Genomic DNA, 15,936 nt, shown 5'->3' on the forward strand with positions numbered 1-15,936 from the left:
CCACGCCCTGAAATAGATTGATGAGTATTTATCCGCCGGATATCAGCCATACCTTCCCGTAATGTAGTCTTCCGTTTGTTTCTTAGCTGGTGTGGTAAATAGCGTATCGGTATCACTGAACTCAACCAGTTCTCCTAGGTACATGAAGGCGGTATGATCCGAGCAGCGCGCGGCTTGCTGCATATTATGTGTAACAATAACCAATGTGTAATCTTGTTTTAATTCTGTAATAAGTTCTTCGATTCTACCTGTGGAGATAGGATCGAGTGCCGAGCAAGGCTCATCCAAGAGAAGTATTTCTGGCCTAATCGCAATACCCCGCGCAATACATAAACGCTGCTGCTGTCCACCAGAGAGGCTGTACCCACTCTGGTGGAGTTTATCTTTAGTTTCGTTCCATAAAGCTGCTTTTGTTAATGCCCACTGAACTCTTTCATCCATATCTGAACGAGAGAGTTTTTCAAACAGACGCACCCCAAAAGCAATATTATCGTAAATTGACATCGGAAAAGGCGTGGGTTTCTGGAATACCATCCCTACTTTAGCTCTGAGTAAAGCTATATCCTGTGAAGAATGCAGGATATTCTCACCATCGAGGAGGATCTCTCCCTCGGCACGCTGTTCTGGGTAGAGCTGGAACATTTTATTAAAGGTTCTCAGTAAGGTCGATTTTCCACACCCTGAAGGCCCGATAAATGCCGTAACTTGGTTACGAGCAATCTCTAAATTGATATTTTTAAGTGCGTGAAATTTACCATAATAGAAGTTCAAATCACGTACTGCTAATTTACTCGGGGCAGGGTTTATTTTCGCCATAGTCATAATTATCTCTCTCTTACTGATCACTGACGCTTGACGAAAATCATGCGCGCTAAAATATTAAGAATAAGTACACATACGGTGATCACTAGTACCCCCGCCCACGCTAGACTTTGCCATTGTGCAAAGGGACTCATAGCAAACTTAAATATCGTCACCGGCAAATTCGCCAATGGCTGACTCATGTCAGTACTCCAGAATTGGTTCGATAAAGCGGTAAAAAGCAAAGGCGCCGTCTCACCGGCGATACGCGCGATGGCTAACAATACACCAGTCATAATCCCTGAGAGGGATGCCTTCAGTGTTATTGCCAAAATCATCCGCCACTTCGGTGTCCCTAATGCATACGCCGCTTCACGTAGACTATCAGGTACGAGCTTGATCATGTTTTCCGTTGTCCTAATCACAATAGGAATCTGTAATAGTGCTAAAGCGAGTACCCCCGCCCATCCGGAAAAGTGCTGCATTCGGCTCACCACTAAGGTGTAAACGAATAACCCGATCACAATTGAAGGGGCCGACAGTAAGATATCGTTGATAAAACGGATGATCTCCGCTAACCACGTTTTACGCCCATACTCCGCTAAATAAATGCCCGCTAAGATCCCTAACGGTGTGCCTAACACCGTTGACCAAACGATAAGTAGACCACTCCCCGCAAGTGCGTTGGCAAGCCCACCGCCATCTGTATTCGGAGCTGGAGTATCTTGAGTAAATAGGTCTAACGATAGGCCACCAATACCTTTACTTACCGTCGTCCATAGAATCCATAACAACCAAAATAGGCCAAAGGCCATCGTTAATAGGGATAATGTTAGTGCGATATAGTTTTTAACTTGGCGCCGAGTTTGACGTTTTTTACGTTCTGTTTTTTCTTGAACCGTATAGCTGGGTAAGTAATTACTCATCCACGAGCCCCCTCTTTCTTAGCAAGACGCATCACTAGTAAACGTGAAATAGCCAGTACGATAAAAGTAATAACGAAAAGTATTAATCCCAGCTCCATCAGCGCGGAAATATGTAAGCCGGATCCAGCCTCTGCAAATTCATTCGCTAATGCTGAGGTAATACTGTTCCCAGGCATGTACAACGATGCGCTATCAAGCTGATAAGTATTACCAATAATAAAGGTTACTGCCATCGTCTCTCCCAGTGCTCGGCCTAAGCCCAACATGACCCCTCCAATTACCCCATTCTTGGTAAAAGGCAGAACGATCCGCCAGATAACTTCCCAAGTAGTACAGCCAATCCCATAGGCTGACTCTTTCATCATAACGGGCGTCTGTTCAAACACATCACGCATGACCGATGCAATGTAGGGAATGATCATAATGGCGAGAATAATTCCGGCGGCTAGGATACCGATCCCGAAAGCAGGCCCAGAAAATAAGCTACCAATAATTGGGATACTTGAGACTAACTCACTGACCGGCGTTTGGAAGTATTCAGCAAATAAGGGGGCAAAAACGAATAAGCCCCACATTCCATAGACAATGCTCGGGATCGCAGCAAGTAACTCAATAGCCGTCCCCAACGGTCTTCTCAGCCACGCCGGTGACAGTTCGGTAAGAAAAAGTGCAATACCAAAACTCACGGGGACCGCGATGAGTAATGCGATTGCTGAGGTCACTAACGTCCCATAGATCGGGACTAACGCGCCAAATTGCTCATTAGGGGCATCCCACGTTTTAGTCCAGAGAAATGAAAATCCAAACTGATGAAGAGTGGGCCACGACGAAATAATTAACGAAACAATTATGCCACCTAACATGAGTAGGACAATTAAGGCGGCTATTTTGACTAAAAGGCCGAATATAATATCGCCATATTTACTAGGAGCCCTAAACGACGACCGGTGTTGTGCCATAACATTCTCGAGTAGATAGAGGACAGGGCAGCATGCTGCCCTGAAGATGAATAAGTGTAACGTGACGAACGTTAAGGATAAATCGCCTTACCCGCATCCGTCGTAATATTCTTTTTCCACGCATCACGGACTAAGGTAATGACTGACTCTGGTAGCGCCGCATAATCTAAACTATTCGCGGTTTTTGCGCCTTGTTGATAGCCATAATCAAAAAAGTGTAAAACAGCTTTCGTCTTATCTACATTAGTAGGCTTTTTATAAACAAGCACATAGGTCGTTGAAGAGATTGGCCAAGCATTATCTCCTGACTGATAAGTCAGATCTTGGGCAAAACTCTGCTGCCAGTTGGCACCCTTAGCCGCATCACTGAAAGATTGTTCGTTAGGGGCAATCGCTTTACCTGCAGCATCAACTAATTTGGTATAGGTCAAATTATTCTGTTTGGCGTAAGCATATTCAACATAGCCAATAGAGCCAGGCAGACGCTGCACAAACGCGGCTACGCCATCGTTGCCTTTTCCACCAAGACCGACAGGCCAATTTACTGTATTGCCTTTACCGATTTTGCTGTTCCACTCTTGGTTTACCTTCGCTAGGTAACTCGTGAAAACAAAAGAAGTTCCGGAGCCATCTGCACGACGCACGACATTAATATTTGTCGAAGGCAGTTTAAGACCAGGATTTAATGCCATAATTTCCGGGTCGTTCCAACGCGTGACTTTGCCTAAATAAATATCGCCCGTTGTTTTACCATCTAAGATAAGCTGTCCTGACTTAATGCCTGGTAAATTAACCGCTAACACCACGCCACCGATGACAGTTGGAAATTGGAAAAGACCATTTTTTTCCAAATCTGCATTGCTCATTGGCGCATCGGATGCTCCGAAATCGACGGTTTTAGCGATAATTTGCTTAACCCCACCGGATGAACCAATGCCCTGGTAGTTAACTTTACTCCCATTGGCCTTATAATAATCTGCCGCCCAACGTGAATATACAGGAGCTGGGAAAGTCCCACCCGCGCCAGTAAGGTCTGTCTCTGCAAAAGCCGAAACAGTAGTCAGGGCTAAGGTAACTGCTGTTAAATGAGTTGCCATCTTACGCTTCAGTTTCATACTCTCTCCAAAAGACCTATTTGATTACAACCTAAGGTGTGTTGCGGTTAAATTAGGTCAGTTCAATGACATTGATATGTCATTTTTATGACAGAAATATGACAAGCATGCGATTTGGGGAAGATACCGATTAGCCACACTGCGATGAGTCCAGCGGGTAGGGTGCTGAGTAAGGGGGTTAAGGGTAGATACCGGACAAAAAAAACCCCTCATGACTGAGGGGGAAGACAGGGATGGTGTCTATGGCAAGGAAAAAGGTATGACATACTACTGGTACTACCATACAGCGATCATCGTTGATTACTGTAATTCGTGAACATCACATAAGTTATCTATACGACGTTCGTAATTCTGTTGAACCTGCTTCTTCTGCGCGGCGGTCAAAAGCCCATATATTTGGTTACGGACATGAGCCATTTCAACTTGGAATTTGACTTGTTGGTTAGCCATCTTCTGCGCTTGTTGAAGAACTGCCTCTTCATCAAATTGCGGCGACAACGTGAGTTGTTGCATCTGCTCTAAATCGCCAACATTGGTCACTGAATGACGAAAGCGAAATTGATCAGTTAAGTCCCTCATTCTTTGCCGTTGTGCTTCAGTAAGTTCAACACCATCAAACATGTGTGATTGAATACGCTGCGTAAGGCTATCATTAGCTGTACAGGGATAATTAATTTCACCTTTAATAGGCGTTTTTGATGCTTGAGCTGATCCGGCAGAAATAATCGCTAAAGAGGATAGCGCTAAAACACACAGCTGACGCATTTTACCGTTCCTCGTGGCTGTTGTTGTTTGCTGCAATGGGGGGTAGTCTAAGCGAGTTGCTGCAAACATCCGTCAGGGGGTGTAAAGCTAAGTAAAGTGATTAATACGTCACCAAGGAACAAGGTATTTTTGCTGCCGAATAGGAGAGAACATGAATAAAATTTTACTCGTTGATGATGACCGTGAACTAACTTCACTGTTAAAAGAATTACTAGAAATGGAAGGTTTTGATGTAACGGTCGCGGGTGATGGCGAGCAAGCATTATCGGTAATGGACAGTAGTATCGATCTATTGCTTTTGGACGTGATGATGCCAAAGAAAAATGGCCTTGATACGTTAAAGGAGCTTCGCCAGCAGCATCAAACACCGGTCATTATGCTTACTGCCCGAGGCAGTGAACTTGACCGTGTTCTTGGCTTGGAACTCGGCGCTGATGACTATCTACCAAAACCTTTCAATGACCGTGAGTTAATCGCGCGTATAAGAGCAATTCTTCGTCGTTCAAATTGGAGCGAGCAGCAGCAAGTTCAAGAAAGTAATTCCCCTACCCTAAAAGTAGATGAATTACGGTTAAACCCAGGCCGTCAAGAAGCAAGTTTTGATAACGAATCGTTGGAATTAACGGGTACAGAGTTCACCTTGCTCTATTTATTGGCACAACATCTAGGACAAGTCGTTTCTCGCGAACACCTTAGCCAAGAAGTCCTAGGTAAGCGTCTAACGCCCTTTGACCGTGCTATAGATATGCATATCTCTAACCTGCGTCGGAAGCTTCCGGAACGTCGTGATGGTCATCCATGGTTTAAAACACTCCGTGGGCGTGGGTACTTGATGGTTTCTGCAACATGATTGCCAGTCTGACTACCCGTATTTTTGCAATATTCTGGCTAACATTGGCGCTTGTGCTGATGTTGGTCCTAATGGTTCCTAAGCTGGACTCGCGACAAATTACGTCGTTGTTACCCAGTGAATATCGCGAAGGAACGATGGTTGAGCAACATATTGAGGCTGAACTCCGACAAGACCCTCCTAACGATCTGATGTGGTGGCGGCGCCTTTATCGAGCGATCGATAAATGGGCTCCCCCAGGACAGCATCTTCTGCTGGTGACGTCGGAGGGTCGTGTCATTGGGGCTCGCCACAACGAAATGCAAATCATTCGGAACTTTATCGGGCAGTCAGACAACGCCGATCATCCTCAGAAGAAGAAATATGGTAGACAAGAGATGGCAGGCCCTTTCTCCATTGAAGATGGCGAAGATAATTATCAATTATATATGATCCGCCCTGCCAGTAGTTCGCAGCTCGATTTTGTTAACTTACTCTTCGATAGGCCGTGGCTGTTGCTGCTCGTGACCATGTTAATTAGTACGCCGTTACTGCTGTGGCTCGCGTGGAGTCTGGCTAAACCGGCTCGAAAACTTAAATATGCTGCTGACGAGGTGGCGAGAGGTAATCTCCGCCAACATCCTGAGCTCGAATCGGGGCCGCAGGAATTTCTTGCTGCAGGGGCGAGTTTTAACCAGATGATTAGTGCGCTTGAACGCTTAATCAAAGGGCAGCATCGCTTACTGTCTGATATCAGTCACGAATTACGCACTCCTCTTACTCGTTTACAACTTTCTACCGCTTTACTACGCCGACGATCCGGTGAGAGTAAAGAGCTGGAGCGTATTGAAACTGAGGCACAGCGTCTAGACGGTATGATCAATGACCTCTTAGACCTCTCACGGACGCAGCATAAGAATGCCCTCATCAGCGAAGTCTTACGAGCCAATCAATTATGGAAGGACGTGATCGAGGATGCACGTTTTGAAGCGGAACAGATGGGTAAAAAAATGGAGGTTCCTTATCCACCAGGGGCATGGCCACTCTATGGCAACCCACACGCCTTAGAAAGCGCCGTCGAAAACATTATTCGAAACGCCCTCAGATATTCACACTCTGCCATCAGCATCAGCTTTTCGGTGGATAGGACTGGAATGACCTTGCATGTTGACGATGATGGACCTGGCGTTGCTCCTCACGACCGCGAACAGATCTTTCGTCCCTTCTATCGTACAGACGAGGCACGTGACCGCGCTTCAGGCGGAACTGGGCTCGGTTTAGCTATTGTCGATACCGTTATCCAGCAACACCACGGGCATGTGAAGGCGGAAGAGAGTCCGCTAGGCGGGCTGCGTTTAACTATCTGGCTCCCGTTATACTCAGCGAAACAATAATTTGTTATGCTGCGGCTCTCGAAAAGGGAGCCGCCATGATTAACATTGTTTTATTCGAACCAGAAATCCCACCGAATACCGGTAATATTATCCGTCTTTGCGCAAATACAGGGTTTTCGCTGCATATCATCGAACCGTTAGGATTCACTTGGGATGATAAGCGATTGCGTCGTGCAGGGCTTGATTACCACGAATTTACTGCCGTAAAAAAGCATGCCAATTATGAGGCTTTTCTCTCCTCGGAACAGCCTGAGCGTCTCTTCGCTCTTACGACCAAAGGCACTCCAGCGCACAGTTCTGTAGCTTGGCAAGCTGGGGATTACCTTGTTTTCGGCCCAGAAAGCCGTGGGTTACCCGTCTCAATACTTGATTCACTCCCGGCGCAGCAAAAAATCCGTATTCCTATGGTAGAAAACAGCCGCAGCATGAATCTTTCAAATTCTGTGGCTGTCGTGGTATTCGAGGCATGGCGCCAGCTGGGTTACCAAGGGGCGTTATTAAGAGAATAGTGCTATATCGACGGTATTAATTAAATGCCGTCGCCATACTCGAACCCCATCGCGCCCGTAAAATGTTGATCCATTTCCATCGAGGGCTTCTGGCTGGTAGGGCGACCGACTATCCTGGCAGGTATGCCGGCTACGGTAGTATGGGGAGGAACCGACATCAATACTACCGATCCGGCACCAATTTTCGCGCCTTCACCAATCTCAATGTTACCCAAGACTTTGGCTCCCGCACCAATCAATACGCCTTCACGAATCTTGGGATGACGGTCGCCGGAGGTTTTACCGGTTCCCCCCAAGGTGACCGACTGAAGAATTGAAACGTCGTCACTCACGACCGCTGTTTCGCCTATGACTATCCCAGTAGCATGGTCAAGCATGATACCGCAGCCGATCTTCGCAGCCGGATGGATATCTACACCAAATGAAACTGAGATTTCATTTTGCAAATAAACCGCGAGCGAACGTCGGCCTTGCCGCCATAACCAATGGCCAATCCGGTAGGCTTGCAATGCATGGAAACCTTTGAGGTAAAGTAAGGGGGTCGAGTATTTATCGACTGCAGGATCGCGTTGGCTTACCGCCGTGATATCGCGCACCGCAGCCATGATCATTGCAGGATCTTGGCGATACGCCTCCTCAACGATGTCGCGGATAGCGATGGCCGGCATGTTGGCATTAGCAAGCTTATTCGCCAACATATAGCTAAGCGCACTCCCTAAATTCTCGTGCTTGAGTAGCGTGGCATGAAAGAAACTCGCGAGCATGGGTTCGCCTGACGCCAGCTCACGCGCTTCAGCTAAAATAGCTTCCCAAATTTGCTCAAGCTCTTCTGAAGACATGACACGCTCCTGATAAAAAACGCCCAAAATGGGCGTAAAAAAAGAGTAAGGTAATTGCGCTACTGACTTGTTTCGTCTTTACGTTCTCGGCCTAATAACGCTATCGCTGCCTCACTGGCAGGTTTGCCGCAATAGAGCACCTGATAAATCTGCTCGACAATCGGCATCTCAACCCCAACACTGGCAGCCAGTAGAGATACCTCTTTTGTATTACGATAACCTTCTACAACCTGGCTGATCGAGGCTTGTGCACTATCAACCGTTGCCCCTTGGCCTAGTAGCATGCCAAAGCGACGATTACGCGACTGGTTGTCGGTGCAAGTTAATACTAGATCGCCCAAACCGGCCATGCCAGTAAAGGTATTGGCTTGCGCACCTAATGCCAACCCTAAGCGTGACATTTCGGCCAAGCCACGGGTTATCAAGGCTGTGCGAGCGTTTGCGCCAAACCCCATACCATCAGAGATCCCTGCACCAATCGCAATGACATTCTTGACTGCGCCGCCAAGTTGCACTCCGGTCATATCGCTATTGCTATAGACGCGAAAGCTTTTGCCACAATGTAATTTATTCTGCAAATCAGCCGAAAACTGCGCATTATTCGAGGCTAAAGCGATGGCTGTAGGCATGCCTGCCGCAAGTTCTTTTGCAAAAGTGGGGCCTGAAATGACTGCAAGCGGGATCTCATGACCAAGAATTTCGCGAGCAACATCTTCAAGTAATCGACCGGTCTCAACCTCTAGGCCTTTTGTTGCCCAGACGATACGTGTATCAGGGCGTAACATCGGCTTCAATTGCGTGAGTACTTGGCCAAAGACGTGGCTCGGAACGACGATCAATAGATCACGGCTTCTGGCTACCGCTTCATCTAACTGAGAAGTTAATGCAAGATTATCAGGGAAGGGAACGTCGGAGAGAAACTCTGCATTACAACGCTGTTCACTTAAACGCGCAATGTGTTGTGGGTTATGTCCCCATAACGTCACGGGATAGCCGTTACGGGCTAAAGTTATCGCTAAAGCGGTGCCGTACGAGCCGGCACCGATAACGCTGACACTTGCTTCACGCATCGTGATTAAGCATCCTGCGCGACATCACCACCTTCTTGCTGCTGAAGGTAGTTCATGAAAAGTGCATCGAAGTTGACCGGCGCTAGGTTCAGTTGTGGGAAAGTTCCACGCGAGACTAGGGCAGAAATACATTCACGGGCATATGGGAACAGGATATTTGGGCAATAAGCACCCAGACAATGTGCCATTTGCGAACCTTCGATCCCAGAAATTGTAAAAATACCCGCTTGCTGAACTTCGCATAAAAATGCAGTATCTTCGCCTACAGTAGCCGTTACCGTTACACGGAGTACAACTTCGTAGATACCTTCCGATAGCTGAGTCGATGCAGTATCAAGATCCAACTTAACATCAGGCTCCCACTCTTTTTGGAAGACTTGAGGCGCATTAGGTGCTTCAAAAGAGATATCTTTTGTATAGACACGTTGGATCTGGAAAGTCATTTCGTTAGGGTTTTGTTCTGACATAGTACTTAATCCTTTAAAACAAAATAGCGCCTATTATCAGGCATTCAGTAATGGATCTAACTCTGCACGCTGTTCTAGTGCAAATAAATCGTCGCAGCCCCCAACATGATACTGATCAATGAAGATTTGGGGTACGGTGGTGCGCTGACTACGATCTATCATTTCTGCCCGTTTTTCGCTGTCGTTATCGATAGCGATTTCGTGATACTTCACACCTTTTTGATCTAACAGCGCTTTTGCGCGATGACAGAAAGGACAGGTTTGTTTGGTATAGATATCAATGGATGCCATAAACGCCTCTTTAGGATCTATTTGCCACGGACTAGCGGAAGGTTCTCACTGCTCCAGCCGCTAATACCATCTTTAAGAACAGACACTTTTTCAAACCCCGCAGCATTAAGTTGTGCCGCTGCATCGCCTGCGCTTTGTCCCGTCGCACAGACAACGATAATAGGTTGCGATTTATACTTTTCTAATTCGGTAAAATTACCTTTTTTGATCTCATCGCTACTGACTTGAAGCGCACCTGAGATATGTCCACGGCGAAAATCATCGCGGCCACGTACGTCGACCACTACGGCATTTTCTTTATTAATTAAGTGCGTCGCTTCGCCACGACTAATCATTTTTACCTTGGAAAAAAGTCCTTTAAACGTGGTAACAATCACGAGTACCAGCAATACTACCCAACCGAGGCTTAAGATAAGGTGATTATGTACAAATTCCATAATTTCTTGCATGAGAAAAACAACTCCGAGTACGATCCAATATAAATTTATCCGCGCAACAGTAATCCGCTGCGTAGTCGGGACAGCCGCGCAAAATAGGAATCATCCAGCGTAATAACCGTTGAGACCCCTTTCACACTGCCGAATTCTTACCTATTATCTGATTATGCCATTATTATAGACTGTACACTATAAAACCCGAGCGTTACTCTGGTAACCCGTGAAACATCATGGAATAATCTCAGCCTTATGACGGAAAAAAAGCGTTTCACATTCTCTTTATCAGCTCGGCATAACACGATGTTGTCTCCACAATTTCGCCTTTTACCGCTGACCTCCAGCCTGCTACTTTGTGCGGGGCTACTGACCTTGCCCATTTTAAGCCGCGCTGATGATAACCAGTCGGCGCTCCGCACCATCCAACAAGATATTGCGGCGAAAGAGCGTAGTGTTCAAGCACAAAAACAGCAACGCGACGATTTATTGAGTAAATTAAAAAGTCAGGAGAAACTGATTGCCCAAGCAAGTCGACAGCTACGTGAAACGCAATTGACTTTAAATGGTATCAACAGTGACATTGAAGAGCTGACTGATTCTATTGAAGAGCTCATCCGCTCTCAAGCACATGAGGAAAATGTTCTCGCCGCGCAACTCGATGCAGCCTTCCGTCAGGGGCAACATAGTGGCTTTGAACTTTTACTCAGTGGCGAAGATGGTCAGCGCAGCGACCGAATGCTGACCTATTTCCGTTATTTAAATACCGCACGCCAAGAAAATATCGAATCTTTGAAGCAAACGCGGGCCGATCTTGCCGATAAAAAATCACAATTAGAGATCCGCCAGCAACAACAGCAAACACTTTTCGCGCAACAAAAAGCTCAGCAAGATCAACTACAAATGGCGCAAAGCGCACGGCAAAAAACCCTGCAACAACTCAATGCCTCGCTACAGAGAGATCAAGCTGATCTCGCGGAAATGCGCCAAAACGAAAACCGTTTACAGAACCAGATCGCCCGTGCGGCGCAAGAGGCGAAAGCACGCGCTGCCCGTGAAGCTAGAGCCGCCGAGCAGGTCAAACAGCGTCAAGCTCAAGCGCAGGCTAAAGGTTCCACTTATCGCCCAACAGAAGGCGAGAAAGAGCTGATTGCACGAACGGGGGGATTAGGCCGAGCCAATGGGCAATATCCATGGCCAATTCACGGCCGCCTCATCCACCGCTTCGGTGATAATTTACAAGGTGAGCTTCGTTGGAAAGGCCTCGTGATCGGCGCTCCAGAAGGCACCGATGTACGCGCTATCGCCGATGGGCGCGTCTTAATGGCGGATTGGCTGCAAGGTTATGGTTTAGTCGTCGTTATCGAACACGGTAAAGGTGATATGAGTTTATATGGCTACAACCAGAGTGCTTTAGTGAACGTTGGTCAACAAGTTAGGGCGGGACAACCTATTGCATTGGTGGGTAGCAGTGGCGGGCAAGGAACTCCTGGGCTCTACTTTGAAATTCGACGTCAAGGGCAAGCGGTAAACCCTCTAAGCTGGTTAGGAAAATAATGTGCGAAATTTATTCCAGTCTCTCCTCACTCTTGGCTTACTCACGTTTGCTTATTCGACTTATGCAGGGCAGTTAGCGCTAGTTATTGATGACTTCGGATATCGTCCTACTGAAGAACATAAAGTTATTTCACTGCCGAACGCGATCTCCATCGCAGTACTTCCTGATGCGCCGCACTCCCGATCAATGGCGATATTGGCTCACCAAGCCGGTCACGAAGTACTGATTCATTTGCCTATGGCGCCCATGAGCAAACAGCCTCTTGAAGTGAATACGTTAACGCCAGAAATGAGTCAGAACCAAGTCCAAAGCATTATTGAACATGCTATTCGCCAAGTTCCCTACGCGGTAGGACTGAATAACCATATGGGAAGCCGGATGACGTCGAGCTTACCCGCGATGCAGAAAGTGATGAGTGTCCTCAATCACCACCAGCTCTACTTCTTAGATAGTGTCACGATCGGCAATACCCAAGCCGTTAATGCTGCTCGTGGCACATCCGTCAAAGTATTAAAAAGAAATGTTTTCCTAGACGATACGCAGAACGAAGCCGATATTCGTTACCAGTTTCAACGCGCAGTCAAGCTTGCGCAACGTAATGGTTCCGCTATTGCTATCGGCCATCCCCATCCAACAACGGTAAAGGTTTTGCAACAGCTCCTACCCACCTTACCGGCGGATGTGAAATTAGTAAGATTAAGCCAGCTATTGTCTCGCACTCCGATTTCTGCTCAGTCACCCTCGAAGCCGCAACTGAGCTTAGACGCCCGCTGCCCGCGTACTCACCCCTTGCGCCAACATAAACCTGCAGAGGGCGTTATGATTATTTATACCTCACTGCGTGACAGCCAATTTATGCGTAATATCAAAGCTCTATTCTAATTGATGCCGCTCCCCGGAGCGGCATACTGCTCTCAACCGCTTTAGGTGATATGATTTACGGTAAATAGCTCGAACGTCAATCGAGCCTCGTCTTAGTTGAAAGGTGAATTATGATTATTGTAACGGGTGGTGCCGGGATGATCGGCAGTAATATCGTTAAAGCGCTAAACGATCGCGGCTATAACGATATTTTAGTGGTAGATAACCTGAAAGATGGCACCAAGTTCATTAATCTGGCTGATCTAGATATCAGCGATTATATGGATAAAGAAGAATTCCTGATGAGTGTTGTCGCGGGGGATGATCTCGGTCCTATCGAAGCCGTTTTCCACGAAGGAGCGTGCTCTGCGACGACGGAGTGGGATGGTAAGTATATGATGGACAATAACTATCAATACTCCAAAGAACTCCTCCATTTCTGCCTAGAGCGCCAAATTCCTTTTCTCTATGCTTCTTCAGCGGCAACTTACGGCGGTCGCGATAGCGACTTCATCGAGGAGCGCCAATACGAGTCGCCATTAAATGTCTACGGCTATTCTAAAATGCTTTTCGACCATTATGTCAGAAGTATCCTGCCTGAAGCTGATTCGCCCGTCTGTGGATTCCGTTATTTCAACGTATATGGCCCCCGTGAAGGGCATAAAGGTAGCATGGCAAGCGTTGCCTTCCATTTAAATACACAAATTAACCAAGGCGAAAATCCGAAGCTGTTCGCTGGAAGTGAGCAATTCAAACGGGATTTTGTCTACGTGGAAGACGTCGCTAACGTGAATCTTTGGTGCTGGGAAAATGGTGTTTCCGGGATCTTCAATTGTGGTACGGGTCGTGCCGAATCCTTCCAAGTCGTTGCAGATGCTGTGTTGGCCCACCACCAACAAGGCGAAGTGGAATATGTTCCATTCCCAGAAAAACTTAAGGGCCGTTACCAAGCTTATACTCAAGCGGATCTCACTCGTCTTCGAGACGCCGGATACACTAAGGCCTTTAAAACCGTCACAGAAGGCGTCAGTGAATATATGCGTTGGTTAAATAAGCCAGAATAAAGTGGAAGCCTTACCGATGAAAATATTAGTAATCGCCCCCTCTTGGGTCGGTGACATGATGATGTCCCAAAGCCTTTATCAGACATTGAAAGCACAGTGGCCGCAGGCCACTATCGATGTAATGGCTCCCGCATGGTGTCGCCCACTACTGACCCGGATGCCTGAGGTAAACCAAGCGATAGCGATGCCGATTGGTCATGGAAGCTTAGCGCTGGGTGATCGTTATAAACTCGGTAAGGCACTACGTGACAACCACTACGATCAGGCTTACGTCCTCCCCAATTCTTTTAAATCTGCATTAATTCCCTGGTTCGCAAGAATAAAACGGCGTACCGGCTGGTTAGGTGAAATGCGTTATGGTTTATTAAATGATCATCGTCGCTTAGATAAAACCGCCTTTCCTTTAATGGTTGAGCGTTATATCGCCTTAGCCTACGATAAGAATAAAACAACTAGCGCAACCGCTTTGCCAAAACCTCTTGCACGCCCTGCCCTACTCGTGTCAGAGCGGGAGAAACTTGAAACGGCTGCGCTATTTAGTCTTCATGCCGATAGACCTATTGTTGGCTTCTGCCCAGGCGCTGAATTTGGGCCAGCAAAACGTTGGCCAGACTATCATTACGCAGAATTAGCGAAACAGCTTATTGCCAAAGGCTATCAGATTGCTTTATTCGGCTCGGCGAAGGATAACGAGGCTGGCGCAGAGATCATTGCAAAACTATCAAACGACGAAGCAACGCACTGTACTAATCTCGCAGGTAAAACAGAGCTTGATCAGGCCGTAATTCTTCTTGCACAGTGCCGCGCTGTCGTCACGAATGACTCTGGACTGATGCACGTCGCCGCGGCACTTGATCGCCCGCTCGTTGCGCTTTATGGGCCGAGTAGCCCTGATTTTACGCCCCCTCTCACGGATAAAGCACGGATTATTCGTTTGATTACCGGTTACCATAAGATTCGTAAGGGAGATGCCGAGCAAGGCTATCACCAAAGTTTGATCGATATTAATCCTTCACAGGTTACGCAAGCATTAGATGAGCTACTGGCTTGTGTTCAGGAGCAAGAATGCGCGTCCTGATCGTTAAGACCTCTTCGATGGGCGACGTTATTCATACTCTACCTGCGCTAACCGATGCACTGGAACATATTCCCTCGATTCGCTTCGATTGGGTAGTTGAAGAGGGTTTTAGTCAGATCCCGACTTGGCACCGTGCTGTCGATCGCGTGATCCCTGTAGCTGTCCGTCGTTGGCGAAAAAATTGGTTTCGCCACGATATTCGTGCAGAGCGTCGTCATTTTTATCAACAACTCACGAGCACCCATTACGATGCCATCATTGATGCACAAGGGTTGATTAAAAGCGCAGCTTTGATTACCCGAAAAAGCCGCGGGACCAAACACGGCCTCGACTGGCAAAGCGCTCGTGAACCCCTCGCCAGCTGGTGGTACACCCATACTTACCGTATGAGTAAACAGCAGCATGCTGTTGAAAAAATTCGCGCATTATTTGCAGAGAGCTTGGGCTACCAAAAACCCACTACTCAAGGCGATTACGCTATTGCTCAACATTTTGTCCGAAACCTTCCTGATGATGCCAATCAGTACCTTGTCTTTTTACATGCAACGACTCGTGATGATAAACACTGGCCAGAAAGTGCATGGGAGAGTCTGATTGATGCAGTGACGGCACGCGGAATGAGCGTAAAGCTACCTTGGGGTTCTCCGGTTGAGTACCAACGTGCCGTAAGGTTAGCTGAGGGTCGTTCTAACGTAGAAGTCTTACCGAAACTCTCCCTCAGTGAGGTCGCCACACAGTTAGCAGGGGCTAGAGGCGTCGTTTCCGTCGACACGGGGCTTAGCCATCTCACTGCTGCGTTAGACCGTCCCAATATCACGTTATATGGCCCGACTGATCCCTTACTCATCGGGGGGTACGGCAAAAACCAGTACGTTATTAAAGGACAACCAGAAGGCAAAATGAGTGAGATTGAACCCGTCCAGGTCCTGGAGAAGTTAAACTCGATTGGCTGTCTTTAGGTATGTAAGTCGTCTACTCC

General features: G+C 47.3%; 18 protein-coding genes. 8 read left to right on the plus strand and 10 right to left on the minus strand.

Annotated elements, in window-relative coordinates; all coding sequences use genetic code 11:
* Nucleotides 1-42: 42 nt before the first annotated feature.
* The 5 genes from pstB to cpxP all read right to left on the minus strand — a co-directional run bounded on the left by pstB (nucleotide 43) and on the right by cpxP (nucleotide 4,566).
* Nucleotides 43-816 (minus strand): phosphate ABC transporter ATP-binding protein PstB, encoded by a 774-nt coding sequence (gene pstB / locus HGT70_RS13335; RefSeq protein ID WP_071435180.1) that lies wholly within the window; start codon nucleotides 814-816, stop codon nucleotides 43-45.
* A gap of 26 nt (nucleotides 817-842) precedes the next feature.
* Nucleotides 843-1,727 (minus strand): phosphate ABC transporter permease PstA, encoded by an 885-nt coding sequence (gene pstA, locus HGT70_RS13340; protein WP_071433131.1) that lies wholly within the window; start codon nucleotides 1,725-1,727, stop codon nucleotides 843-845.
* Nucleotides 1,724-2,686 carry a phosphate ABC transporter permease PstC gene (pstC, locus tag HGT70_RS13345; RefSeq protein WP_214196178.1) on the minus strand — a complete coding sequence of 321 codons (963 nt, stop codon included), beginning with the start codon at nucleotides 2,684-2,686 and terminating at the stop codon, nucleotides 1,724-1,726. Before pstC ends, pstA begins: the two co-directional genes overlap by 4 nt.
* A gap of 71 nt (nucleotides 2,687-2,757) precedes the next feature.
* Nucleotides 2,758-3,801, minus strand: a complete 1,044-nt coding sequence (gene pstS, locus HGT70_RS13350; RefSeq protein ID WP_071433127.1) for a phosphate ABC transporter substrate-binding protein PstS — start codon at nucleotides 3,799-3,801, stop codon at nucleotides 2,758-2,760.
* Between the two features lie 300 nt (nucleotides 3,802-4,101).
* Nucleotides 4,102-4,566 carry a cell-envelope stress modulator CpxP gene (gene cpxP / locus HGT70_RS13355; RefSeq protein WP_071433125.1) on the minus strand — a complete coding sequence of 155 codons (465 nt, stop codon included), beginning with the start codon at nucleotides 4,564-4,566 and terminating at the stop codon, nucleotides 4,102-4,104.
* A gap of 151 nt (nucleotides 4,567-4,717) precedes the next feature.
* Between cpxP and cpxR the strand changes: the two genes are divergently transcribed.
* Genes cpxR through trmL form a run of 3 tightly spaced genes read left to right on the plus strand, consistent with a single transcriptional unit; the run spans nucleotide 4,718 to nucleotide 7,298 of the window.
* Entirely contained in the window at nucleotides 4,718-5,416 is a 699-nt protein-coding gene (gene cpxR / locus HGT70_RS13360) for an envelope stress response regulator transcription factor CpxR (RefSeq protein WP_071433123.1), read from the plus strand.
* Nucleotides 5,413-6,789: an envelope stress sensor histidine kinase CpxA gene (gene cpxA, locus HGT70_RS13365; RefSeq protein WP_071433121.1), complete on the plus strand. Its 1,377-nt coding sequence runs from the start codon at nucleotides 5,413-5,415 to the stop codon at nucleotides 6,787-6,789. Before cpxR ends, cpxA begins: the two co-directional genes overlap by 4 nt.
* 35 nt (nucleotides 6,790-6,824) lie before the next feature.
* Nucleotides 6,825-7,298, plus strand: a complete 474-nt coding sequence (trmL, locus tag HGT70_RS13370) for a tRNA (uridine(34)/cytosine(34)/5-carboxymethylaminomethyluridine(34)-2'-O)-methyltransferase TrmL (RefSeq protein WP_071433119.1) — start codon at nucleotides 6,825-6,827, stop codon at nucleotides 7,296-7,298.
* 20 nt (nucleotides 7,299-7,318) lie between these two features.
* On the opposite strand, the gene cysE is transcribed toward trmL, so the two are convergent.
* From cysE to HGT70_RS13395, 5 genes are read right to left on the minus strand one after another with little or no spacing between them, the layout of a single operon-like run.
* The gene (cysE, locus tag HGT70_RS13375; RefSeq protein ID WP_071433117.1) at nucleotides 7,319-8,137 is read right to left on the minus strand and encodes a serine O-acetyltransferase; all 819 of its coding nucleotides are present in this window, start codon (nucleotides 8,135-8,137) and stop codon (nucleotides 7,319-7,321) included.
* 59 nt (nucleotides 8,138-8,196) lie between these two features.
* On the minus strand, nucleotides 8,197-9,207 hold the full coding sequence (gpsA, locus tag HGT70_RS13380; protein WP_214196179.1) for an NAD(P)H-dependent glycerol-3-phosphate dehydrogenase: 1,011 nt from the start codon (nucleotides 9,205-9,207) through the stop codon (nucleotides 8,197-8,199).
* 5 nt (nucleotides 9,208-9,212) lie between these two features.
* Nucleotides 9,213-9,674, minus strand: coding sequence for a protein-export chaperone SecB (gene secB, locus HGT70_RS13385; protein ID WP_071433112.1), 462 nt, complete (start codon nucleotides 9,672-9,674; stop codon nucleotides 9,213-9,215).
* A 36-nt stretch (nucleotides 9,675-9,710) separates the two neighbouring features.
* The gene (gene grxC / locus HGT70_RS13390; protein ID WP_071433110.1) at nucleotides 9,711-9,965 is read right to left on the minus strand and encodes a glutaredoxin 3; all 255 of its coding nucleotides are present in this window, start codon (nucleotides 9,963-9,965) and stop codon (nucleotides 9,711-9,713) included.
* A 17-nt stretch (nucleotides 9,966-9,982) separates the two neighbouring features.
* Nucleotides 9,983-10,414: a rhodanese-like domain-containing protein gene (locus tag HGT70_RS13395; protein WP_071433108.1), complete on the minus strand. Its 432-nt coding sequence runs from the start codon at nucleotides 10,412-10,414 to the stop codon at nucleotides 9,983-9,985.
* Nucleotides 10,415-10,651: 237 nt separating this feature from the next.
* On the opposite strand from HGT70_RS13395, the gene envC reads away from it, so the two are divergent.
* The 5 genes from envC to rfaC all read left to right on the plus strand — a co-directional run bounded on the left by envC (nucleotide 10,652) and on the right by rfaC (nucleotide 15,916).
* Complete coding sequence (envC, locus tag HGT70_RS13400; protein WP_214196180.1) at nucleotides 10,652-11,953, plus strand: murein hydrolase activator EnvC; 1,302 nt, start codon at nucleotides 10,652-10,654, stop codon at nucleotides 11,951-11,953.
* Between the two features lies 1 nt (nucleotide 11,954).
* The gene (locus HGT70_RS13405) at nucleotides 11,955-12,836 is read left to right on the plus strand and encodes a divergent polysaccharide deacetylase family protein (protein ID WP_071433106.1); all 882 of its coding nucleotides are present in this window, start codon (nucleotides 11,955-11,957) and stop codon (nucleotides 12,834-12,836) included.
* Between the two features lie 110 nt (nucleotides 12,837-12,946).
* Nucleotides 12,947-13,879 carry an ADP-glyceromanno-heptose 6-epimerase gene (gene rfaD / locus HGT70_RS13410; RefSeq protein ID WP_071433104.1) on the plus strand — a complete coding sequence of 311 codons (933 nt, stop codon included), beginning with the start codon at nucleotides 12,947-12,949 and terminating at the stop codon, nucleotides 13,877-13,879.
* Nucleotides 13,880-13,895: 16 nt separating this feature from the next.
* Entirely contained in the window at nucleotides 13,896-14,957 is a 1,062-nt protein-coding gene (gene rfaF / locus HGT70_RS13415; protein WP_214196181.1) for an ADP-heptose--LPS heptosyltransferase RfaF, read from the plus strand.
* On the plus strand, nucleotides 14,945-15,916 hold the full coding sequence (gene rfaC / locus HGT70_RS13420; protein WP_214196182.1) for a lipopolysaccharide heptosyltransferase RfaC: 972 nt from the start codon (nucleotides 14,945-14,947) through the stop codon (nucleotides 15,914-15,916). Before rfaF ends, rfaC begins: the two co-directional genes overlap by 13 nt.
* Nucleotides 15,917-15,936 lie beyond the last annotated feature (20 nt).

The sequence above is a fragment of the Rosenbergiella collisarenosi genome (assembly GCF_018494085.1).
GTDB lineage: Bacteria > Pseudomonadota > Gammaproteobacteria > Enterobacterales > Enterobacteriaceae > Rosenbergiella > Rosenbergiella collisarenosi.